At 47.6% G+C, this 25,572-nt stretch carries 6 protein-coding genes; all 6 read right to left on the reverse strand.

The annotated features are described in order from the left end of the window. Nucleotides 1–124: 124 nt before the first annotated feature. The 6 genes from ACOMG9_RS18835 to ACOMG9_RS18860 all read right to left on the reverse strand — a co-directional run bounded on the left by ACOMG9_RS18835 (nucleotide 125) and on the right by ACOMG9_RS18860 (nucleotide 25,438). On the reverse strand, nucleotides 125–5,074 hold the full coding sequence (locus ACOMG9_RS18835) for a hypothetical protein (RefSeq protein WP_448218017.1): 4,950 nt from the start codon (nucleotides 5,072–5,074) through the stop codon (nucleotides 125–127). A gap of 380 nt (nucleotides 5,075–5,454) precedes the next feature. After that, nucleotides 5,455–10,170 carry a hypothetical protein gene (locus tag ACOMG9_RS18840; RefSeq protein WP_494529237.1) on the reverse strand — a complete coding sequence of 1,572 codons (4,716 nt, stop codon included), beginning with the start codon at nucleotides 10,168–10,170 and terminating at the stop codon, nucleotides 5,455–5,457. Nucleotides 10,171–10,727: 557 nt separating this feature from the next. Beyond that, nucleotides 10,728–15,245: a hypothetical protein gene (locus tag ACOMG9_RS18845; protein ID WP_494529238.1), complete on the reverse strand. Its 4,518-nt coding sequence runs from the start codon at nucleotides 15,243–15,245 to the stop codon at nucleotides 10,728–10,730. A 378-nt stretch (nucleotides 15,246–15,623) separates the two neighbouring features. Beyond that, entirely contained in the window at nucleotides 15,624–20,360 is a 4,737-nt protein-coding gene (locus tag ACOMG9_RS18850; RefSeq protein WP_494529239.1) for a hypothetical protein, read from the reverse strand. A gap of 29 nt (nucleotides 20,361–20,389) precedes the next feature. Beyond that, a complete protein-coding gene (locus ACOMG9_RS18855; protein WP_448218022.1) occupies nucleotides 20,390–20,566 on the reverse strand; it encodes a hypothetical protein in 177 nt (58 codons plus the stop codon). Nucleotides 20,567–20,989: 423 nt separating this feature from the next. Beyond that, a complete protein-coding gene (locus ACOMG9_RS18860; protein WP_448218023.1) occupies nucleotides 20,990–25,438 on the reverse strand; it encodes a hypothetical protein in 4,449 nt (1,482 codons plus the stop codon). Nucleotides 25,439–25,572 lie beyond the last annotated feature (134 nt).

A 25,572-nucleotide genomic window follows, 5' to 3' on the forward strand; every position in this document is an offset into this window, starting at 1 on the left:
TCCGGCTTAGGCCTGATGATTCACGTTTGCGCTAGATTTTATAGCACCGCACTGGCAAGCTTGCTATGAACAGAGTTGGCAGACAGTTTGTATTTAGAAGCCTTATCAAACGACGAAAGTCTTTTTAAAAAATACTCCCGCATTCATCAAGCAGCTCCAGTTCCTGACAACTCTGATAAACATCAGGATCAACATCGGATAATAAAGGGTCTTGCTTTTTTAACTGTTCTATTTTGTTGTACGCCCGTTGCCTCCATGCTTCCAGTATGTGGGTAGCGCTATCGATTCTGGCTTTTTTAAGGAGGGTCGCTGTATGCATAAGCTCCATTTCGCTCTCATACTCCTCCAGTAAATTCAGTATTTCGGTGCCAAAAATTTCTGTCTGGTTGAGCTTTAACCATAAACTGCCAAACGCCTGTTTTTGTGGTTCCAATTCATTCTCTGGCTGATAGGCTTCAGCTTGCCTGGATTGAACGTTATCCAGTTTCTGCCATTGATCTGCAGTCAAATAATAGTGTTCAGATATCCCGGTGATTTTCAAAAAAGTCCTGAACTGCTCCTCTGACCAGTTGCTGATGGCCATTTTTTCACTCTGTATTTTCAGCTGTGGCATTGGGTAGCGATAGGTCTGAACATCATCACCCGATACTTCAACCTCAAGCCACTGACCTTTGACGGTAAAAGACATCTTATTGAGGTTCTGCATCAACACAGAGATATAGCTCAGGGCCAACTGTTCTCCTGATTGGATAAGTCCGGAGACAGGTATCTCAACATGGTTATTGTCGGTTGTTCGCATCCCGGACAGAAAGTGATCGGGAATATCGTTATCCCAAGGTAGAAGACTATGGGTTTTGAGCAGTGCTTCGAACAGTATCTGGATGCCTCCTTTGGTGATGTCATGGGTTTTTAGTTGCAGGCAGGCTTCAAGCAGCTTCTTCAACCAATGGGAAGAATGCTCTTTGCTGAGTTTTTGCAGGGCACTCAACGAGGGAAACAGATCAAATACAGCCTGAGCATGGCTGGCATCAAGAAAACGCAGCTGATTATCTTTTGTTAAGGGTTGCAGAATTTCCAGATAGAGCCTTTGCATAGAGTCGAGTTTCAGCACCGCCGACAAGGGTTGCAACCGGGCTGAGTACTGCTCCCATAGTCTTTTATCCGGCAATGACTTCAGCCGCTTGGCAAAAAAGACAAAACGCTCCCTGCCTTCATCGGAAGAACACAGGAACATTGCTCTATTTAACATGTGCAAAGGCACGGCTTTTATTGAATGACGCCACAAAAAATGCTGATCCTGTTGATTAGCCTGAAGGTAGCGTTTGACGCTTTTCCCTCCAGAAGAAGATAAAAATCCTATCAATGATTCCAGCATCAGAAGCGTTTTAGTCTCTTTATGCAATTGGCAGAACTCTTTTAAAACCCTCCATTTTAGCGACCAGTCTGGCTTAGGGGTGGAAAGATAAAGAGCAACTGTTTTTATCTGGCGATTGTATTTATCCTCTCCTTCATTATCCGGGTTGCTGTGTTCTCCGGTAAGTTCTGTAAGCAGTAACTGTTTCAGTTGTGTTTCCCAGTGTTGCAGCATCTTGATAGCAGGTAGCCCTGTTGATACCCAGAGCCTGGACATGATTTGCAGTAGCCTGTGATTGGGCGCTCTGCAGCAACCTATCCAGTCCAGCACTTTTTTCACAGGATCATGCTTGGGCAAGCCTTGGCCATGATTCATAGACGAGAAAACGCGGAACAGCTTCATATTGAGCTCGCCACCCTTGTGTTTCCACTCAGACCAGCCGAGCACCTCTTTCACTTTTTCATGTTTGAGCATACCTCTGTTATTATTCATGGATGAAAAGGCGCGGAACAACTCCATATTGAACTCGCCATTCTTGCCTTTCCATTCCGGCCAGCCCAACATCTCTTTCACTTCCTTTTGTTTGAGCATGTCTTTGCCACTATTCATGGACGAGAAGGCGCAGAACAGCTCCATATTGAACTCGCCATCCTTGTCCCTCCATTCCGGCCAGCTCAGCACCTCTTTCACTTGCTCATGCTTGAGGATGCCTTTACCATTGTTCATGGATGAGAAGGAGCGCAACAGCTCCATACTGAACTCGCCATCCCTGTCTTTCCATTCCGGCCAGCCCAGCACCTCTTTCACTTGCTCATGTTTGAGCATGCCTTTACCATTGTTCATGGATGATAAGGAGCGGAATAGCTCAATACTGAACTCGCCATCCTTGTCTTTCCATTCCGGCCAGCCCAGCACCTCTTTCACTTGCTCATGTTTGAGCACGCCTTTGCCATGATTCATGGATGAGAAGGAGCGGAACAGCTCCATACTGAACTCACCATCCTTGTCCTTCCATTCAGGCCAACCAAAAATCTCTTTCACTTCCTTTTTTTTGGGCACGCCTTTACTATTGTTAATGCATGAGAAGGAGCGAAACAGCTCAATGTTGAACTCGCCTTCTTTGTCCTTCCATTCCGGCCAGCCCAGTAACTCTTTCACTTCCTCATGTTTGAGCATGCCTTTGCCACTATTCATTGACGAGAAGGATCGGAGCAACTTCGTATTAAACTCGCCATCCCTGTTTTTCCATTCCGGCCAGTTCAGCACCTCTTTCACTTCCTTTCGTTTGAGCATGCCTTTACCATTGTTCATGGATGAGAAGGAGCGGAACAGCTCCATATTGAACTCGCCATCCTTGTCTTTCCATTCCGGCCAGCCCAGCACCTCTTTCACTTGCTCATGTTTGAGGATGCCTTTACCTCTGTGCATGGATGAGAAGGAGCGGAACAGCTCGATATTGAACTCGCCATCCTTGTTTTTCCATTCCGGCCAGCCCAGCACCTCTTTCACTTGCTCATGTGTGGGCACGCCTTTACCACTGCTCATGGATGAGAAGGAGCGGAACAGCTCTAAATTGAACTCGCCATCCTTGTCTTTCCATTCCGGCCAGCCCAGCATCTTTGTCACTTGCTCATGTTTGAGCATGCCTTTACCATTGTTCATGGATGAGAAGGAGCGGAAATACTCAATGTTGAACTCGCCATTCTTGTCCTTCCATTCCGGCCAGCCCAGCAGCTCTTTCAATTGCTCATGTTTGAGGATGCCTCTACGATTGCTCATAGACGAGAAGGAACGGAACAGTTCCATATTGAACTCGCCATCCTTGTCTTTCCATTCCGGCCAGCCCAGCACCTCTTTCACATGCTCATGTGTGGGCACGCCTTTACTATTGTTCATGGATGAGATGGAGCGGAACAGCTCCATATTGAACTTGCCATCCTTGTCTTTCCATTCCAGCCAGCCCAGCACCTCTTTAACTTGCTCATGTTTAATCATGCCTTTGCCATGATTCATAGATGAGAAGGAGCGGAATAGCTCAATACTGAACTCGCCATCCCTGCCTTTCCATTCCGACCAGGCCAGCACCTCTTTCACTTGCTTATGTTTGATGATGCCTTTGTTATGATTCATGGATGAGAAGGAACGGAACAGCTCCATATTGAACTTGCCATCCTTGTCTTTCCATTCCAGCCAGCCCAGTACCTCTTTCACTTCCTCATGTTTAATCATGCCCTTGCTGCTATTCATAGACGAGAAGACGCGGAACAGCTCCATACTGAACTCGCCATCCTTGTCTTTCCACTCCGGCCAGCCCAGCATCTCTTTCACTTCCTCATGTTTGGGTAAGCCTTGGCCATTATTCATGGACGAGAAAGAGCGGAACAGTTCGATATTGAACTCGCCATCTTTGTCTTTCCATTCAGACCAGCCCAGTATTGCTTTCACTTGTTCATGTGTGGGCACGCCTTTGCTATTATTCATGGACGAGAAAGAAGTCACTACCTCTAAACTCGCTAAATATTCGAGTTCATCCTGGTTACGCTCTGCAAAACTGCGGATATGTTTTTTGCTATTATTCAGCATGCTGGTCAGCATGCCTGTATTTTTGACGTTTTCAGAAAGGTGCCCAAAAAAAGCAGCGGCATTATCGAAGAAGCCATTAAAAGAATCTCTATCTACGAAACCAGACAGCTTATAAAAAGTGTTTTTTACAGTGATGTTTTTTTTCTTGAATACCGCCACCAGGGTTTGCACTTTTTCCAGCTCTTCCTGACTTAATTCGTACTTGATATTTGCTTTTATATTTCCTAACGGATCATCGGGAATTTGAGTGTCTGGCGGTTTCTTTTTTTTGGCCGCTGGTTCAGCAACAGCGGTTGAATTATTTCTCTTTCTACCCGGACCCTTCTTTTTTTTCGGAGCGGGTTCTGATGAATCCGGTTCTGTTTCTTCCCGGATTCGTCTTACCCTTTTGTTACCTTGAATGCCCGACAGGCACTTGTTGCACAACAACGCTGAAGCTGCTGTCTGATTTGCGACACGTCCTAATTCCTGTGGATTCAGTGCTTTGTCACACTTCGAACAAACGACAACTGAATTTCCGGTATTCTGCTCAGCTGAGGGTTCTAGTGGGTCATCGCCTCCACGACCATTGGCGCCTGTCGAACCGGTTCCCCTGTTACAGGCAGAAGGTCCACTTGTCTGGCCGGTCTGACCTGTTGTTGCGGTCGTTGATGCTTTGGTCTTTCGGGAGGTTGTATTCCTTTTCCCGTTACCCGCCTGTCGGCCAGAATATTTGCCAGAAACCATCTCACGGTAAACTCTGAGTTCCTGACCATTCTCTGCCAACCATGTCTGAACCAGCCCCGGTTGAATCGTGCCAGGGTCTGACCTTTCCAGATCAAGAAGATCAGCTTCAATCACCATGATCCGGTCTGACAAAATCCGCGCCAGCGTGGTCTGGCCTGATATAATCGCCCATAGTCGTTTGATTTGTAATATTATAAGCAGTTGCTTTTTTTGCTGCAGACAAGTTTGGACAGGATCAGGAATAGCTCCGAGGTCGTCATTCCCGCGTAGGCGGGAATCCAGCTCCAACGGTAGATCCCTGCCTTCTCGGGGATGACAAGGCCAGGGGGGCACCGGGCAGTATGGTTCTGGTGGTGAGTCAGTGTGGATTCCCGCCTTCGCGGGAATGAAGCCGGGAATGAAGGGAGTCAACTCGTGACACCCTCGAAGAGGATCAGGCTGTCCAGGTTCAGCCAACTTATTGGAATACAGGAAATAAGCTGGTAGCGGGCTTGAGCCGACTAATTCCAATGCCTGCAGCGAATTTCCAAACAACATCGTCACTAGCACAAGCAGTGATCGGACTATCGAGCAGGCAGCTTTTTTTTGTTGTGAGCGTCTCATAGATCCCGGCTAATAAAATCAGCTTCTGTGAATCCATTCGCTAGTGGAAAAAATTCGTACGTCATCCGGCTTAGGCCTGATGATTCACGTTTGCGCTAGATTTTATAGCACCGCACTGGCAAGGTTGCCATGAACGGAGTTGACAGACAGTTGATTTTTAGAAGCTTTATAAGACGACACAAGTCTTTTTAGAAAATACTCCCGCATCCATCAAGCAACTCCAGTTCCTGACAACTCTGATAAACATCAGGATCAACATCGGATAATAAAGGGTCTTGCTTTTTTAACTGCTCTATTTTGTTGCACGTCCGTTGCCTCCATACTTCCAGTATGTAGATAGCGGTATCGATTTTGGCTTTTTTTAGGAGGGTCACTGTATGCATAAGCTCCATTTCGCTCTCATACTCCTCCAGTAAATTCAGTATTTCGCTGCCAAATATTTCTGTCTGGTTGAGCTTTAACCATAAACTGCCGAACGCCTGTTTTTGTGTTTCCAATTCATTCTCTGCCTGACATGCTTCAGCTTGCCTGGATTGAACGTTATCCAGTTTCTGCCATTGATCTGCAGTCAAATAATAGTGTTCAGATATCCCGGTGATTTTCAAAAAAGTCCTGAATTGTTCCTCTGACCAGTTGCTGATGGCCATTTTTTCACTCTGTATTTTCAGCTGTGGCATTGGGTAGCGATAGGTCTGAACATCATCACCCGATACTTCAACCTCAAGCCACTGACCTTTGACGGTAAAAGACATCTCATTAAGGTTCTGCATCAACACAGCGATATAGCTCAGGGCCAACTGTTCTCCTGATTGGATAAGTCCGGAGACAGGTATCTCAACATGGTTATTGTCGGTTGTTCGCATCCCGGACAGAAAGTGATCGGGAATATCGTTATCCCAGGGTAGAAGACTATGGGTTTTGAGCAGTGCTTCGAACAGTATCTGGATGCCTTCTTTGGTGATGTCATGGTTTTTTAGTTGCAGGCAGGCTTCAAGCAGCTTCTTTAACCAATGAGAAGAATGCTCTTTGCTGAGTTTTTGCAGGGCGCTCAACGATGGAAACAGGTCGAACACAACCCGGGCATGGCTGGCATCCAGAAAACGCAACTGTTGATCCTTTGTTAAGGATTGCAGGATTTCCAGATAGAGCCTTTGCATAGAGTCGAGTTTCAGCACCGCCGACAAGGGTTGCAACCGGGCTGAGTACTGCTCCCATAGTCTTTTATCCGGCAATGACTTCAGCCGCTTGGCAAAAAAGACAAAACGCTCCCTGTCTTCATCGGAAGAACAAAGGAACATTGCTCTATTTAATACGTGCAAAGGCACGGTTTTCATTGAATGACGCCACAAAAAATGCCGATCCTGTTGATTAGCCTGGAGGTAGCGTTTGATGCTTTTCCCTCCAGAAGAAGATAAAAGCCCTATCAATGGTTCCAACATCAGAACCGTTTTAGTCTGTTCATGAAATTGGCAGAACTCTTTTAAAACCGTCCATGTTAGTGACCAGTCTGGCTTAGGGGTGGAAAGATAAAGAGCGACTGTTTTTATCTGGCGATTGAATTTTTCGTCATCTTCTTCATCCTCTGAATCGCTATTGTATTCGTCATTTTCCTCATTATCCGGGCTGTTATGTTCTTCAGTAAATTCTGTAGACAGCCACTGTTTCATTTGTGTTTCCCGATGTTGAAGCACTTGAATAGCAGGTAGCCCCTCTGATTTCCAGAGTCTGGACATAATTTGCAATAGCAGATGACTGGGTGCCCCCTGGTAACGTATCCAGCCCAGCACTTTTTTCACAGGCTCATATTTGAGCAAGCTCCGGCCATTATTCATGGACGAGAAAGCGCGGAACAACTTCATATTGAACTCGCCCTTGTCTTTCCATTCCGGCCAGCTCAGCACCTCTTTCACTTTTTCATGTTTGAGCATGCCTTTGGTATTTTTCATGGACGAGAAGGCGCGGAACAGCTCCATATTGAACTCGCCCTTGTCTTTCCATTCCGGCCAGCCCAGCACCTCTTTCACTTGCTGATGCCCGAGCACACCCTGACCATGATTCATCGACGAGAAAGCGCGTAATAACTTCGTATTGAACACACCATCTCTGTCTTTCCATTCCGGCCAGCCCAGCACCTCTTTCACTTGCTTATGTTTGAGCATGCCTTTGCTATGATTCATAGACGAGAAGGCGCGGAACAGCGCCATATTGAACTCGCCATCCTTGTCTCTCCATTCCGGCCAGCCCAGCACCTCTTTCACTTGTTCATGTTTGAGCATACCTTTGCCATAATTCATAGATGAGAAGGCGCGAAACAGCTCCATACTGAACTCGCCATCCTTGTCTTTCCATTCCAGCCAACCCAACATCTCTTTCACTTCCTTTTGTTTGAGCATGCCTTTGCCTCTATTCATAAACGAGAAGCCGCGGAACAGCTCCATACTGAACTCGCCATCCTTGTCTTTCCATTCCAGCCAAGCGAGCACATCTTTCACTTGCTCATGTTTGAGCATGCCTTTGCCATGATTCATAGACGGGAAGGTCTGGAACAGCTCCATACTGAACTCGCCATCCTTGTCTTTCCATTCCGGCCAGCCCAGCACCTCTTTCACTTGCTCATGTTTGAGCATGCCTTTGCCATGATTCATAGATGAGAATGAGCGGAACAGCTCCATATTGAATTCGCCATCCTTGTCCTTCCATTCCGGCCAGCCCAGCACCTCTTTCACTTCCTTTTGTTTGAGCATGCCTTTGCCGTTATTCATAGACGAGAAGGCGCGGAGCAGCTCCATACTGAACTCACCATCCTTGTCTTTCCATTCCGGCCAGCTCAGCACCTCTTTCACTTGCCCATGTTTGAGCATGCCTTTGCCATTGTTCATGGATGAGAAGGCGCGGAACAGCTCCATACTGAACTCGCCATCCTTGTCTTTCCATTCCGGCCAGCCCAGCATCGTTTTCACTTGCTCATGTTTGAGCATGCCTTTGCAATGATTCATAGATGAGAAGGTGCGGAACAGCTCCATACTGAACTCGCCATCCTTGCCTTTCCATTCCGGCCAGCCCAGCACCTCTTTCACTTGCTCATGTTTGAGCATGCCTTTACCATTGTTCATGGATGAGAAGGCGCGGAACAGCTCCATACTGAACTCGCCATCCTTGCCTTTCCATTCCGGCCAGCCCAGTACCTCTTTCACTTCCTTTTGTTTGAGCACGCCTTTACCATTATTCATGGATGAGAAGGCGCGGAACAACTCCATACTGAACTCGCCATCCTTGTCCTTCCATTCGGGCCAGCCCAGCACCTCTTTCACTTGCTCATGTTTGAGCATGCCTTTGCCATTATTCATAGACGAGAAGGGGCGGAGCAGCTCCATACTGAACTCACCATCCTTGTCTTTCCATTCCGGCCAGCTCAGCACCTCTTTCACTGGCTCATGTTTGAGCATGCCTTTGCCATTGTTCATGGATGAGAAGGCGCGGAACAGCTCCATACTGAACTCACCATCCTTGTCTTTCCATTCCGGCCAGCCCAGCATCTCTCTCACTTCCTCATGCCTGGGTACGCCTTGGCCATTATTCATGGACGAGAAAGAGCGGAACAGTTCGATATTGAACTCGCCATCTTTGTCTTTCCATTCAGACCAGCCCAGTATTGCTTTCACTTGCTCATGTGCGGGCACGCCTTTGCCATTATTCATGGACGAGAAAGAAGTCACTATATCTAAACTCGCTAAATATTCGAGTTCATCCTGGCTACGCTCTGCAAAACTACGAATATGTTTTTTGCTATTACCCAGCATGCCGGTCAGCATGCCTGTATTTTTGACGTTTTCAGAAAGATACCCAAAAAAAACGATGGCATTATCGAAGAAACCATTAAAAGACTTTCTATCTACAAGACCAGACAGCTTATAAAAAGTATTTTTTACAGTGATGTTTTTTTTCTTGAATACCGCTACCAGGGTTTGCACTTTTTCCAGCTCTTCCTGACTTAATTCGTACTTGATATTTGCTTTTATATTTTCTAACGGATCATCGGGAATTTGAGTGTCTGGCGGTTTCTTTTTTTTGGCCGCTGGTTCAGCAACAGCGGTTGAATTATTTCTCTTTCTACCCGGACCCTTCTTTTTTTTCGGAGCGGGTTCTGATGAATCCGGTTCTGTTTCTTCCCGGATTCGTCTTACCCTTTTGTTACCTTGAATGCCCGACAGGCACTTGTCGCACAACAACGCTGAAGCTGCTGTCTGATTTGCTACACGTCCTAATTCCTGTGGATTCATTGCTTTGTCACACTTCGAACAAACGACAACTGAATTTCCGGTATTCTGCTCAGCTGAGGGTTTTAGTGGGTCATCGCCTTCACGACCATTGGCGCCTGTCGAACCGGTTCCCCTGTTACGGGCAGCAGATCTGCTTGTTTGGCCGGTCTGACCCATTGTCGCGGTCGTTGATGCTTTCGTCGTTCGGGAGGATGAATTCTTTTTCCCGTTACCCGTCTGTCGGCCAGAATATTTGCCAGAAACCATCTCACGGTAAACTCTGAGTCCCTGACCGTTCTCTGCCAGCCATGTCTGAACCAGCCCCGGTTCAATCGTGCCAGGGTCTGACCTTTCCAGATCAAGAAGGTCGGCTTCAATCACCATAACCCGGTCTGACACAATCCGGGCCAGCGTGGTTTGGCCTGTCATAATCGCCCATAGTCGTTTGATTTGTAATATTATAAGGAGTTGCTTTTTTTGCCGCAGACAAGTCTGGACAGGATCAGGAATAAGGGTAAGGACAGGTTGGCGCTCTGGGTCAGGACTCGTGCTGTTTCCGTCAGGAGGCTTATCGTCATCATCTCCTCCGGCGGCGCCCCTGGCGATCAGTCCATTAGAAGTGTTCTCCAGAACTTCAGGGGGCACGTAAAACTCCAGCAACTCGTTCCCACGCTCCGGAGGCTGTCGCAAAAGCCCAACAACTCGTTCCCACGCTCTGCGTGGGAATGCATACCTCCCCTGAAAAGCGGACTCTGCAGCTCGAGATAGGTATGGATTCCCACGCCTGGGGCCCACAGGGCCTAAAAGCATGGGAACCAGAGTTTTGTGACACCCTCGAAGAGGATCGGGCTGTCCAGGTTCAGCCAACTTATTGGAATACAGGAAATGAGCTGGTAGCGGTCTTGAGCCAACTAATTCCAATGCATGCAGCGAATCCCAAAACAACATCATTACTGGCAGAATCAGTGATCGGACCATCAAGCAGGCAGCTTTTTTTTGTTGTGAGCGTCTCATAGATCCCGGCTAATAAAATCAGCTTCTGTGAATCCATTCGCTAGTGGAAAAAATTTGTACGTCATCCGGCTTAGACCTGATGATTCACGTTTGCGCTAGATTTTATAGCACCGCACTGGCAAGCTTGCCATGAACGGAGTTGGCAAACAGTTTGTTTTTAGAAGCTTTATCAGACGACAAAAGTCTTTTTAGAAAATACTCCCACACCCATCAAGCAACTCCAGTTCCTGACAACCCTGATAAACATCAGGATCAACATCGGATAATAAAGGGTCTTGCTTTTTTAACTGTTCTATTTTGTTGCACGCCCGTTGCCGCCATGCTTCCAGTATGTGGGTAGCGGTATCGATTTTGGCTTTTTTAAGGAGGGTCACTGTATGCATAAGCTCCATTTCGCTCTCGTACTCCTCCAGTAAATTCAGCATTTCGGTGCCAAAAATTTCCGTCTGGTTGAGCTTTAACCATAAACTGCCAAACGCCTGTTTTTGTGGTTCCAATTCATTCTCTACCTGACATGCTTCAGCTTGCCTGAATTGAACGTTATCCAGTTTCTGCCGTTGATCTGCAGTCAAATAATAGTGTTCAGATATCCCGGTGATTTTCAAAAAAGTCCGGAACTGCTCCTCTGACCAGTTGCTGATGGCCATTTTTTCATCCTGTATTTCCAGCTGTGGCATTGGAAATCGGTAGTTTTGAACTCTGCCACTTGGTAATTCAACCTCAAGCCATTGCCCTTTGACGGTAAAAGACATCTCATTGAGGTTCTGCATCAACACAGAGATATAGCTCAGGGCCAACTGTTCTCCAGATTGGATAAGTCCGGAGACAGGTATCTCAACATGGTTGTTGTCGGTCGTTTGCATCCCGGACAAAAAGTGATCGGGGATCTCGTTATCCCAGGGTAGAAGACTATGGGTTTTGAGCAGCGCTTCGAACAGTATCTGGATGCCTTCTTTGGTGATGTCATGGGCTTTTAGTTGCAGGCAGGCTTCAAGCAGCTTGTTTAACCAATGGGAAGAATGCTCTTTGCTGAGTTTTTGCAGGGCACTCAACGAGGGAAACAGATCGAATACAGCCTGGGCATGGCTGGCATCCAGAAAACGCAGCTGATCATCTTTTGTTAAGGGTTGCAGAATTTCCAGATAGAGCCCTTGCATATATTCGAGTTTCAGCACCGCCGACAATGGTTGCAACAGGGCAGAGTATTGCTCCCATAGTCTTTTATCCGGCAATGACTTCAGCCGCTTGACAAATAAGACAAAACGCTCCCTGTCTTCATCGGAAGAACACAGGAACATTGCTCTGTTTAACACGCGCAAAGGCACGGCTTTCATTGAATGACGCCACAAAAAATGCCGATCCAGTTGATTAGCCTGAAGGTAGCGTTTGACGCTTTTCCCTCCGGAAGAAGATAAAAGCCCTATCAATGATTTCAGCATCAGAAGCGTTTTAGCCTCTTTATGCAATTGGCAGAACTGTTTTAAAACTGTCCATTTTAGCGACCAGCCTGGCTTAGGGGTGGAAAGATAAAGAGCGACTGTTTTTATCTGGCAATTGCATTTGTCATCCTCTTCATTCTTTGAATCGCTATCGTATTGGTCATCTCCTTTATTATTCGAGTTATTATGTTCTCCGGTAAATTCTGTAAACAGCCACTGTTTCAGTTGTGTTTCCCGGTGTTGCAGCACCTCAGTAACAGGTAGTCCTGCTGATGCCCACAGCCTGGTCATAATTTGCAGCAGACTATGATTGGGTGCCCGCCGGTAACCTATCCAGCCCAGCACTTTTTTCACAGGCTCATGTTTGGGCAAGCCCTGGCCATTATTCATGGACGAAAAAGCCCAGAACAACTTCAGATTGAACTGGTCACCCCTGTGTTTCCATTCCGGCCAGCCTAGCACCTCTTTCACTTTCTTTTGTTTGAGCATGCCTTTACCGTTGTTTATGGATGAGAAGGAGCGGAATAGCTCCATATTGAACTCGCCATACTTGTCCTTCCATTCCGGCCAGCCCAGCACCTCTCTCACTTCCTCATGTTTGAGCATGCCTTTGCTACTATTCATAGATGAGAAAGAGCGGAACAGCTCCATACTGAAATCGCCATCCTTGTCGTTCCATTCCGGCCAGCCCAGCACCTCTTTCACTTCCTCATGTTTAATCATGCCCTTGCGGCTATTCATGGACGAGAAGGCTCGGAACAGCTCAATGTTGAACTTGCCATCCTTGTCTTTCCATTCCAGCCAGCCCAGCACCTCTTTCACTTCCTCATGCTTAATCATACCCTTGCTGCTATTCATGGATGAGAAGGCGCGGAGCAGCTCCATACTGAATTCGCCATCCTTGTCTTTCCATTCCGGCCAGCCCAGCACCTCTTTCACTTGCTCATGTTTAAGGATGCCTTTACCATTGTTCATGGATGTGAAGGAGCGGAACAGCTCCATACTGAACTCGCCATCCTTGTCTTTCCATTCCGGCCAGCCCAGCACCTCTTTCACTTCCTCATGTTTGAGGACGCCTTCACCATTGTTCATAGACGAGAAGGAGCGGAACAGCTCCATACTGAACTCGCCATCCTTGTCTTTCCATTCCGGCCAGCCCAGCACCTCTTTCACTTCCTCTTGTTTGAGTATGCCTTTACCACTGTGCATGGATGAGAAGGAGCGGAACAGCTCAATGTTGAACTCGCCATGCTTGTCCTTCCATTCCGACCAGGCCAGCACCTCTCTCACTTCCTCATGTTTGAGCATGCCTTTTCCACTGTTCATGGATGAGAAGGCGCGGAACAGCTCCATACTGAACTCACCATTCTTGTCTTTCCATTCAGGCCAACCCAACATATCTTTCACTTCCTTTTGTTTGAGCATGCCTTTGCCATGATTCATGGATGAGAAGGCGCGGAGCAGCTCCATACTGAATTCGCCATCCTTGTCTTTCCATTCCGGCCAAGCCAGCACCTCTTTCACTTGCTCATGTTTGAGCATGCCTTTGCAATGATTCATAGATGAGAAGGTACGGAGCAGTTCCATACTGAACTCGCCATCCTCGTCTTTCCATTCCGGCCAGCCCAGCACCTCTTTCACTTCCTCTTGTTTGAGCATGCCTTTACCACTGTTCATGGATGAGAAGGCGCGGAACTGCTCCATATTGAACTCGCCATCCTTGTCTTTCCATTCCGGCCAGCTCAGCACCTCTTTCACTTCCTCATGTCTAATCGTGCCCTTGCTGCTATTCATGGATGAGAACGAGCGGAACAGCTCCATATTGCGCTCACCATCCCTGTTTTTCCATTCCGGCCAGCTCAGCACCTCTTTGACTTTCTCATGTCTGGGCAGGCCCTGACCATGATTCATGGACGAGAAGGCGCGGAACAGCTCCGTATTGAATTCGGCATTCTCATCTTTCCATTCTGGCCAACCCAGGATTGCTTTCACTTCCTTGTGTGTGGGCACGCCTTTGTTATTATTCATGGACGAGAAGGAAGTCAAGAGATCCAAACTTGCTAAATATTCGAGTTCACTCTGGCTACTTTCGGCAAAACTACGGATATGTTTTTTGCTATTACCCAGCATGCTGGTCAGCATGCCTGTATTTTTGACGTTTTCAGAAAGGTGCCCAAAAAAAGCAGCGGCATTATCGAAGAAGCCATTAAAAGAATCTCTATCTACGAAACCAGACAGCTTATAAAAAGTGTTTTTTACAGTGATGTTTTTTTTCTTGAATACCGCCACCAGGGTTTGCACTTTTTCCAGCTCTTCCTGACTTAATTCGTACTTGATATTTGCTTTTATTTTTTCTAACGGATCATCGGGAATTTGAGTGTCTGGCGGTTTCTTTTTTTTGGCCGCTGGTTCAGCAACAGCGGTTGAATTATTTCTCTTTCTACCCGGACCCTTCTTTTTTTTCGGAGCGGGTTCTGATGAATCCGGTTCTGTTTCTTCCCGGATTCGTCTTACCCTTTTGTTACCTTGAATGACCGACAGGCACTTGTCGCACAACAACGCTGAAGCTGCTGTCTGATTTGCTACACGTCCTAATTCCTGTGAATTCAGTGCTTTGTCACACTTCGAACAAACGACAACTGAATTTCCGGTATTCTGCTCAGCTGAGGGTTTTAGTGGGTCATCGCCTCCACGACCATTGGCGCCTGTCGAACCGGTTCCCCTGTTACAGGCAGAAGGTCCGCTTGTCTGGCCGGTCTGACCTGTTGTTGCGGTCGTTGATGCTTTGGTCTTTCGGGAGGTTGTATTCCTTTTCCCGTTACCCGCCTGTCGGCCAGAATATTTGCCAGAAACCATCTCACGGTAAACTCTGAGTTCCTGACCATTCTCTGCCAGCCATGTTTGAACCAGCACCGGTTGAATCGTGCCTGGGTCTGACCTTTCCAGATCAAGAAGATCGGCTTCAATCACCATGATCCGGTCTGTCAAAATCCGGGCCAGCGTGGTCTGGCCTGATATAATCGTCCATAGTCGTTTGATTTGTAATATTATAAGCAGTTGCTTTTTTTGCTGCAGACAAGTTTGGACAGGATCAGGAATAGCTCCGAGGTCGTCATTCCCGCGTAGGCGGGAATCCAGCTCTAACGGTGGATCCCTGCCTTCTCGGGGATGACAAGGCCAGGGGGGCACCGGGCAGTATGGTTCTGGTGGTGAGTCAGTGTGGATTCCCGCCTTCGCGGGAATGAAGCCGGGAATGAAGGGAGTCAACTCGTGACACCCTCGAAGAGGATCGGGCTGTCCAGGTTCAGCCAACTTATTGGAATACAGGAAATGAGCTGGTAGCGGGCTTGAGCCGACTAATTCCAATGCCTGCAGCGAATTTCCAAACAACATCGTCACTAGCACAAGCAGTGATCGGACCATCGAGCAGGCAGCTTTTTTTTGTTGTGAGCGTCTCATAGATCCCGGCTAATAAAATCAGCTTCTGTGAATCCCTGCTAGTAGAAAAAATTCGTACGTCATCCGGCTTAGGCCTGATGATTCACGTTTGCGCTAGATTTTATAGCACCGCACTGGCAAGCTTGCTATGAACGGAGTTGGCAGACAGTTTGTTTTTAGAAGCCTTATCAAACGACGAAAGTCTTTTTAAAAAAAACTCCCGCATTCATCAAGCAACTCCAGTTCCTGACAACCCTGATAAACATCAGGATCAACATCGGATAATAAAGGGTCTTGCTTTTTTAACTGTTCTATTTTGTTGCACGCCCGTTGCCGCCATGCTTCCAGTATGTGGGTAGCGGTATCGATTTTGGCTTTTTTAAGGAGGGTCACTGTATGCATAAGCTCCATTTCGCTCTCGTACTCCTCCAGTAAATTCAGTATTTCGGTGCCAAAAATTTCCGTCTGGTTGAGCTTTAACCATAAACTGCCAAACGCCTGTTTTTGTGGTTCCAATTCATTCTCTACCTGACATGCTTCAGCTTGCCTGAATTGAACGTTATCCAGTTTCTGCCGTTGATCTGCAGTCAAATAATAGTGTTCAGATATCCCGGTGATTTTCAAAAAAGTCCGGAACTGCTCCTCTGACCAGTTGCTGATGGCCATTTTTTCATCCTGTATTTCCAGCTGTGGCATTGGAAATCGGTAGTTTTGAACTCTGCCACTTGGTAATTCAACCTCAAGCCATTGCCCTTTGACGGTAAAAGACATCTCATTGAGGTTCTGCATCAACACAGAGATATAGCTCAGGGCCAACTGTTCTCCAGATTGGATAAGTCCGGAGACAGGTATCTCAACATGGTTGTTGTCGGTCGTTTGCATCCCGGACAAAAAGTGATCGGGGATCTCGTTATCCCAGGGTAGAAGACTATGGGTTTTGAGCAGCGCTTCGAACAGTATCTGGATGCCTTCTTTGGTGATGTCATGGGCTTTTAGTTGCAGGCAGGCTTCAAGCAGCTTGTTTAACCAATGGGAAGAATGCTCTTTGCTGAGTTTTTGCAGGGCACTCAACGAGGGAAACAGGTCGAACACAGCCTGGGCATGGCTGGCATCCAGAAAACGCAGCTGATCATCTTTTGTTAAGGGTTGCAGAATTTCCAGATAGAGCCCTTGCATAAAGTCGATTTTCAGCACCGCCGACAATGGTTGCAACAGGGCAGAGTATTGCTCCCATAGTCTTTTATCCGGCAATGACTTCAGCCGCTTGACAAATAAGACAAAACGCTCCCTGTCTTCATCGGAAGAACACAGGAACATTGCTCTGTTTAACACGCGCAAAGGCACGGCTTTCATTGAATGACGCCACAAAAAATGCCGATCCAGTTGATTAGCCTGAAGGTAACGTTTGACACTTTTCCCTCCGGAAGAAGATAAAAGCCCTATCAATGATTCCAGCATCAGAGCCGTTTTAGTCTCTTTATGCAATTGGCAGAACTGTTTTAAAACCGTCCATGTCAGTGACCAGTCTGGCTTAGGGGTGTAAAGATAAAGAGCGACTGTTTTTATCTGGCGATTGCATTTGTCATCCTCTTCATTCTCTGAATCGCTATCGTATTGGTCATCTCCTTTATTATTCGAGTTGTTATGTTCTCCGGTAAATTCTGTAAACAGCCACTGTTTCAGTTGTGTTTCCCGGTGTTGCAGCACCTCAGTAACAGGTAGTCCTGCTGATGCCCACAGCCTGGTCATAATTTGCAGCAGACTATGATTGGGTGCCCGCCGGTAACCTATCCAGCCCAGCACTTTTTTCACAGGCTCATGTTTGGGCAAGCCCTGGCCATTATTCATGGACGAAAAAGCCCGGAACAACTTCAGATTGAACTGGTCATCCCTGTGTTTCCATTCCGGCCAGCCTAGCACCTCTTTCACTTTCTTTTGTTTGAGCATGCCTTTACCATTGTTTATGGATGAGAAGGAGCGGAATAGCTCCATATTGAACTCGCCATACTTGTCCTTCCATTCCGGCCAGCCCAGCACCTCTTTCACTTCCTCATGTTTAAGCACGCCCTTGCTATGACTCATAGATGAGAAGGCGCGGAACAGCTCCATATTGAACTCGCCATACTTGTCCTTCCATTCCGGCCAGCCCAGCACCTCTTTCACTTCCTCATGTTTAATCATGCCCTTGCGGCTATTCATGGACGAGAATGCGCGGAACAGCTCAATGTTGAACTTGCCATCCTTGTCTTTCCATTCCAGCCAGCCCAGCACCTCTTTCACTTCCTCATGCTTAATCATACCCTTGCTGCTATTCATGGATGAGAAGGCGCGGAGCAGCTCCATACTGAATTCGCCATCCTTGTCTTTCCATTCCGGCCAGCCCAGCACCTCTTTCACTTGCTCATGTTTAAGGATGCCTTTACCACTGTTCATGGATGTGAAGGGGCGGAACAGCTCCATACTGAACTCGCCATCCTTGTCTTTCCATTCCGGCCAGCCCAGCACCTCTTTCACTTCCTCATGCTTAATCATACCCTTGCTGCTATTCATGGATGAGAAGGCGCGGAGCAGCTCCATACTGAATTCGCCATCCTTGTCTTTCCATTCCGGCCAGCCCAGCACCTCTTTCACTTGCTCATGTTTAAGGATGCCTTTACCATTGTTCATGGATGTGAAGGAGCGGAACAGCTCCATACTGAACTCGCCATCCTTGTCTTTCCATTCCGGCCAGCCCAGCACCTCTTTCACTTCCTCATGTTTGAGGACGCCTTCACCATTGTTCATAGACGAGAAGGAGCGGAACAGCTCCATACTGAACTCGCCATCCTTGTCTTTCCATTCCGGCCAGCCCAGCACCTCTTTCACTTCCTCTTGTTTGAGTATGCCTTTACCACTGTGCATGGATGAGAAGGAGCGGAACAGCTCAATGTTGAACTCGCCATGCTTGTCCTTCCATTCCGACCAGGCCAGCACCTCTCTCACTTCCTCATGTTTGAGCATGCCTTTTCCACTGTTCATGGATGAGAAGGCGCGGAACAGCTCCATACTGAACTCACCATTCTTGTCTTTCCATTCAGGCCAACCCAACATATCTTTCACTTCCTTTTGTTTGAGCATGCCTTTGCCATGATTCATGGATGAGAAGGCGCGGAGCAGCTCCATACTGAATTCGCCATCCTTGTCTTTCCATTCCGGCCAAGCCAGCACCTCTTTCACTTGCTCATGTTTGAGGATGCCTTTGCAATGATTCATAGATGAGAAGGTACGGAGCAGTTCCATACTGAACTCGCCATCCTCGTCTTTCCATTCCGGCCAGCCCAGCACCTCTTTCACTTCCTCTTGTTTGAGCATGCCTTTACCACTGTTCATGGATGAGAAGGCGCGGAACTGCTCCATATTGAACTCGCCATCCTTGTCTTTCCATTCCGGCCAGCTCAGCACCTCTTTCACTTGCTCATGTTTGAGGATGCCTTTGCCGTGATTCATGGACGTGAAGGCGCGGAACAGCTCAATGTTGAACTCGCCATCCTTGTCCTTCCATTCCGGCCAGCCCAGCACCTCTTCCACTTGCTCATGTTTGAGGATGCCTTTGCCATGCTTCATAGACGAGAAGGAGCGAAACAGCTCCATACTGAACTCGCCATCCTTGTCCTTCCATTCCGGCCAGCCCAGTACCTCTTTCACTTCCTCATGTTTAATCATGCCCTTGCTGCTATTCATGGATGAGAACGAGCGGAACAGCTCCATATTGCGCTCACCATCCCTGTTTTTCCATTCCGGCCAGCTCAGCACCTCTTTGACTTTCTCATGTCTGGGCAGGCCCTGACCATGATTCATGGACGAGAAGGCGCGGAACAGCTCCGTATTGAATTCGGCATTCTCATCTTTCCATTCTGGCCAACCCAGGATTGCTTTCACTTCCTTGTGTGTGGGCACGCCTTTGTTATTATTCATGGACGAGAAGGAAGTCAAGAGATCCAAACTTGCTAAATATTCGAGTTCACTCTGGCTACTTTCGGCAAAACTACGGATATGTTTTTTGCTATTACCCAGCATGCTGGTCAGCATGCCTGTATTTTTGACGTTTTCAGAAAGGTGCCCAAAAAAAGCAGCGGCATTATCGAAGAAGCCATTAAAAGAATCTCTATCTACGAAACCAGACAGCTTATAAAAAGTGTTTTTTACAGTGATGTTTTTTTTCTTGAATACCGCCACCAGGGTTTGCACTTTTTCCAGCTCTTCCTGACTTAATTCGTACTTGATATTTGCTTTTATTTTTTCTAACGGATCATCGGGAATTTGAGTGTCTGGCGGTTTCTTTTTTTTGGCCGCTGGTTCAGCAACAGCGGTTGAATTATTTCTCTTTCTACCCGGACCCTTCTTTTTTTTCGGAGCGGGTTCTGATGAATCCGGTTCTGTTTCTTCCCGGATTCGTCTTACCCTTTTGTTACCTTGAATGACCGACAGGCACTTGTCGCACAACAACGCTGAAGCTGCTGTCTGATTTGCTACACGTCCTAATTCCTGTGAATTCAGTGCTTTGTCACACTTCGAACAAACGACAACTGAATTTCCGGTATTCTGCTCAGCTGAGGGTTTTAGTGGGTCATCGCCTCCACGACCATTGGCGCCTGTCGAACCGGTTCCCCTGTTACAGGCAGAAGGTCCGCTTGTCTGGCCGGTCTGACCTGTTGTTGCGGTCGTTGATGCTTTGGTCTTTCGGGAGGTTGTATTCCTTTTCCTGTTACCCGCCTGTCGGCCAGAATATTTGCCAGAAACCATCTCACGGTAAACTCTGAGTTCCTGACCATTCTCTGCCAGCCATGTTTGAACCAGCCCCGGTTGAATCGTGCCAGGGTCTGACCTTTCCAGATCAAGAAGATCGGCTTCAATCACCATGATCCGGTCTGACAAAATCCGGGCCAGCGTTGTCTGGCCTGTCATAATTGACCAATGTCGTTTGATTCGTAATATTAGAAGCAGTTGCTTTTTTTGCTGCAGGCAAGTTTGGACAGGATCAGGAACAAGGGTAAGGTCAGGTTGGGGCTCTGGGTCAGGACTCCCGCTGTTTCCGTCAGGTGGCTTATCGTCATCCGGCGTGGGAATGCATAGCCCCCCTGAAAGCCGGATACTGCAACTTGAGATAACATACGGGTTTCCACGGCTGGGGTCCACAGGGCCTAAAAGCATGGGAGTCAGGGTCAATCGAAGAGGATCGGGCTGTTCAGGTGCAGCTAACTTATTGGAATACAGGAAATGAGCTGGTAGCGGCCTTGAGCCGACTAATTCCAATGCATGCAGCGAATCCCCAAACAACATCGTCACTAGCACAAGCAGTGATCGGACCATCGAGCAGGCAGCTTTGTTTTGTTGTGAGCGTCTCATACATCCGGGCTAATAAAATCAGCTTCTGTGAATCCATTCGCTAGTGGAAAAAATTCGTACGTCATCCGGCTTAGGCCTGATGATTCACGTTTGCGCTAGATTTTATAGCACCGCACTGGCCAGCTTGCCATGAACGGGGTTGGCAGACAGTTTGTTTTTAGAAACTTTATCAGACGACACAAGTCTTTTTAGAAAATACTCCCACATCCATCAAGCAGCTCCAGTTCCTGACAACCCTGATAAACAACAGGATCAACATCGGATAATAAAGGGTCTTGCTTTTTTAACTGTTCTATCTTACTGCACGCCCGTTGCCGCCATTCTTCCAGTATGTGGGTAGCGCTATCAATTTTGGCTTTTTTAAGGAGGGTCACTGTATGCATAAGCTCCATTTCGCTCTCATACTCCTCCAGTAAATTCAGTATTTCGGTGCCAAAAATTTCTGTCTGGTTGAGCTTTAACCATAAACTACCGAACGCCTGTTTTTGTGGTTCCAATTCATTTTCTGGCTGACATGCTTCAGCTTGCCTGAATTGTACGTTATCCAGTTTCTGCCATTGATCTGCAGTCAAATAATAGTGTTCAGATATCCCGGTGATTTTCAATACAGTCCTGAACTGCTCCTCTGACCAGTTGCTGATGGCGATTTTTTCATCCTGTATTTCCAGCTGTGGCATTGGAAAGCGGTAGTTTTGAACTCTGTCAGCTGGCACCTCAACCTCAAGCCACTGCCCTTTGACGGTAAAAGACATCTTATTGAGGTTCTGCATCAACACAGCGATATAGCTCAGGGCCAACTGTTCTCCTGATGGGATAAGTCCGGAGACAGGTATCTCAATATGGTTATTATCGGTTGTTCGCATCTCGGACAGAAAGTGATCGGGCATATCGTGATCCCAGGGTAGAAGACTATGGGTTTTGAGCAACGCTTCAAGCAGTATCTGGATGCCTTCTTTGGTGATGTCATGGGTTTTAAGTCGAAGGCAGGATTCAAGCAGCTTGTTTAACCAATGGGAAGAATGCTCTTTGCAGAGTTTTTGCAGGGCACTCAACGAGGGAAACAGATCGAATACAGCCCGGGCATGGCTGGCATCCAGAAAACGCAGCTGATCATCTTTTGTTAAGGGTTGCAGAATTTCCAGATAGAGCCCTTGCATATATACGAGTTTCAGCACTCCTGACAATGGTTGCAACAGGGCTGAATACTGCTCCCATAGTCTTTTATCCGGCAATGACCTCAGCCGCTTGACAAAAAAGACAAAACGCTCCCTGTCTTCATCGGAAGAACATAGGAACATTGCTCTGTTTAACACGCGCAAAGGAACGGCTTTCATTGAATGACGCCACAAAAAATGCCGATCCAGTTGATTAGCCTGAAGGTAACGTTTGACACTTTTCCCTCCGGAAGAAGATAAAAGCCCTATCAATGATTTCAGCATCAGAAGCGTTTTAGCCTCTTTATGCAATTGGCAGAACTGTTTTAAAACCGTCCATGTCAGTGACCAGTCTGGCTTAGGGGTGGAAAGATAAAGAGCGACTGTTTTTATCTGGCGATTGTATTTATCATCTCCTTCATTATCCGTGTTGCTGTGTTCTCCGGTAAGTTCTGTAAGCAGTAACTGTTTCAGTTGTGTTTCCCAATGTTGCAGCATCTTGGTAGCAGGTAGCCCTTCTGATACCCAGAGCCTGGGCATGATTTGCAGTAGCCTGTGATTGGGCGCCCCCCGGCAACTTGTCCAGTCCAGCACTTTTTTCACAGGCTCATGTTTGGGCAAGCCTTGGCCGTGATTCATAGACGAGAAAACGCGGAACAGCTTTATATTGAGCTCGCCCCCCTTGTGTTTCCATTCAGGCCAGCCGAGCACCTCTTTCACTTTCTCAAGTTTGAGCATGCCTTTGCAACTATTCATGGACGAGAAGGCGCAGAACAGCTCCATATTGAACTTGCCATCCTTGTCTTTCCATTCCAGCCAGCCCAGCACCTCTCTCACTTCCTCATGTTTGAGCATGCCTTTGCTACTATTCATAGATGAGAAAGAGCGGAACAGCTCCATACTGAAATCGCCATCCTTGTCGTTCCATTCCGGCCAGCCCAGAATCTCTCTAACTTCCTCATGTCTGAGGATGCCTTTGCCATGACTCATAGACGAGAAGGAACGGAGCAGCTCCATAGTGAACTCACCATCTTTGTCTTTCCATTCCGGCCAGCTCAACACCTCTTTCACTTGCTCATGTTTGAACATGCCTTTGCCATTGTTCATGGATGAGAAGGAGCGGAATAGCTCCATACTGAACTCGCCATCCTTGTCTTTCCATTCCGACCAACCCAGCACCTCTTTCACTTGCTCATGTTTGAGGATGCCTTTGCCATGGTTCAAAGACGTAAAGGAACGGAACAACTCCATACTGAACTCGCCATCCTTGTCTTTCCATTCCGGCCAGCCCAGCACCTCTTTCACTTGCTCATGTTTGAGCATCCCTTTACCATTGTTCATGGATGAGAAGGAGCGGAACAGCTCCATGTTGAAATCGCCATCCTTGTCTTTCCATTCCGGCCAGCCCAGCACCTCTTTCACTTGCCCATGTTTGAGGATGCCTTTGCTATGATTCGTAGACGAGAAGGAGCGGAACAGCTCCATATTGAACTCACCATCCTTGTCTTTCCATTCCGGCCAGCCCAGCACCTCTTTCACTTGCTCATGTTTGAGGATGCCTTTGCCGTGATTCATGGACGTGAAGGCGCGGAACAGCTCAATGTTGAACTCGCCATCCTTGTCCTTCCATTCCGGCCAGCCCAGCACCTCTTCCACTTGCTCATGTTTGAGGATGCCTTTGCCATGCTTCATAGACGAGAAGGAGCGAAACAGCTCCATACTGAACTCGCCATCCTTGTCCTTCCATTCCGGCCAGCCCAGTACCTCTTTCACTTCCTCATGTTTAATCATGCCCTTGCTGCTATTCATGGATGAGAAGGAGCGGAACAGCTCCATACTGAACCCGCCATCCTCGTCATTCCACTCCGGCCAGCGCAGCACCTCTTTCACTTGTTCATGTTTGAGCAAGCCTTTGCCACTATTCATTGACGAGAAGGCTCGGAAAAACTTCGTATTAAACTCGCCATCCCTGTCTTTCCATTCTGACCAGCCCAGTATTGCTTTCACTTGCTCATGTGTGGGCACGCCTTCGCCATTATTCATGGACGAGAAGGAATTCAATACTTCCAAATTTGCTAAATATTCGAGTTCACTCAGGCTACGTTCTGCGAAACTACAGATATGTTTTTTTTTATTACCCAGCATGCCGGTCAGCATGCCTGTATTTTTGACGTTTTCAGAAAGATGCCCAAAAAAAGCGATGGCATTATCGAAGAAGCCATTAAAAGAATCTCTATCTACGAAACCAAGCAGCTTATAAAAAGTGTTTTTTACAATGATGTTTTTTTCCTTGAATACCGCCATCAGGGTTTGCACTTTTTTCAGCTCTTCCTGACTTAATTCGTACTTGATATTTGCTTTTATTTTTTCCAGTGGGTCATCGGGGATCTGATTGTCTGCCGGTTTCTTTTTTTTGGCCGCTGGTTCAGCAACAGCTGTTGAATTTTTTCTCTTTCTACCCGGGCCCTTCTTTTTTTTCGGAGCAGGTTCTGATGAATCCGGTTCTGCTTCTTTCCTGATTCGTCTTACCCTTTTGTTACCTTGAATGCCCGACAGGCACTTGTTGCACAACAACGCTGAAGCTGCTGTCTGATTTGCTACACGTTCTAATTCCTGTGGATTCAATGCCTTGTCACACTTCGAACAAGTAACAACCGAATTTCCGGTATTCTGCTCAGCTGAGGGTTTCAGTGGGTCATCGCCTCCACGACCATTGGCGCCTGTCGAACCGGTTCTTCTGTTACGGGCAGCAGATCCGCTTGTCTGGCCGGTCTGACCTGTTGTTTCGGTCGTTGATGCTTTGGTCGTTCGGGAGGTTGTATTCTTTTTCCCGTTACCCGTCTGTCGGCCAGAATATTTGCCAGAAACCATCTCACGGTAAACTCTGAGTTCCTGATCATTCTCTGCCAGCCATGTCTGAACCAGCCCCGGTTGAATCGTGCCAGGGTCTGACCTTTCCAGATCAAGAAGATCGGCTTCAATCACCATGATCCGGTCTGACAAAATCCGGGCCAGGGTGGTCTGGCCTGCCATAATCGCCCATAGTCGTTTGATTCGTAATATTAGAAGCAGTTGCTTTTTTTGCTGCAGACAAGTTTGGACAGGATCAGGAACAAGGGTAGGGTCAAGTTGACGCTCTGGTTCAGGACTCCCGCTGTTTCCGTCAGGTCGCTTATTGCCATCATCTCCACCGGCGGTGCCCCCGGCGATCAACGCATTGGAAGTGTTCTCCAGAACTTCAGGGGGCACGTAAAACTCCAACAACTCGTTCCCACGCTCCGGAGGGTGTCGCAAAACTCCAACAGCTCGTTCGGATGCTCTGAGGTCGTCATTCCCGCGAAGGCGGGAATCCAGCGCCAACGGTGAATATCTGCCTTCTCGGGGATGACAAGGCCATTGGGGCACCGGGCAGTAAGGTTCTGGTGGTGAGTCAGTGTGGATTCCCGCCTTCGCGGGAATGAAACCGGGAATGACGGGAGTCAACTCGTGACACCCTCGAAGAGGATCGGGCTGTTCAGGTTCAGCCAACTTATTGGAATACAGGAAATAAGCTGGTAGCGGGCTTGAGCCGACTAATTCCAATGCCTGCAGCGAATCCCTAAACAACACCATCGCTA

The sequence above is a fragment of the Endozoicomonas sp. PH6C genome, from assembly GCF_059322965.1.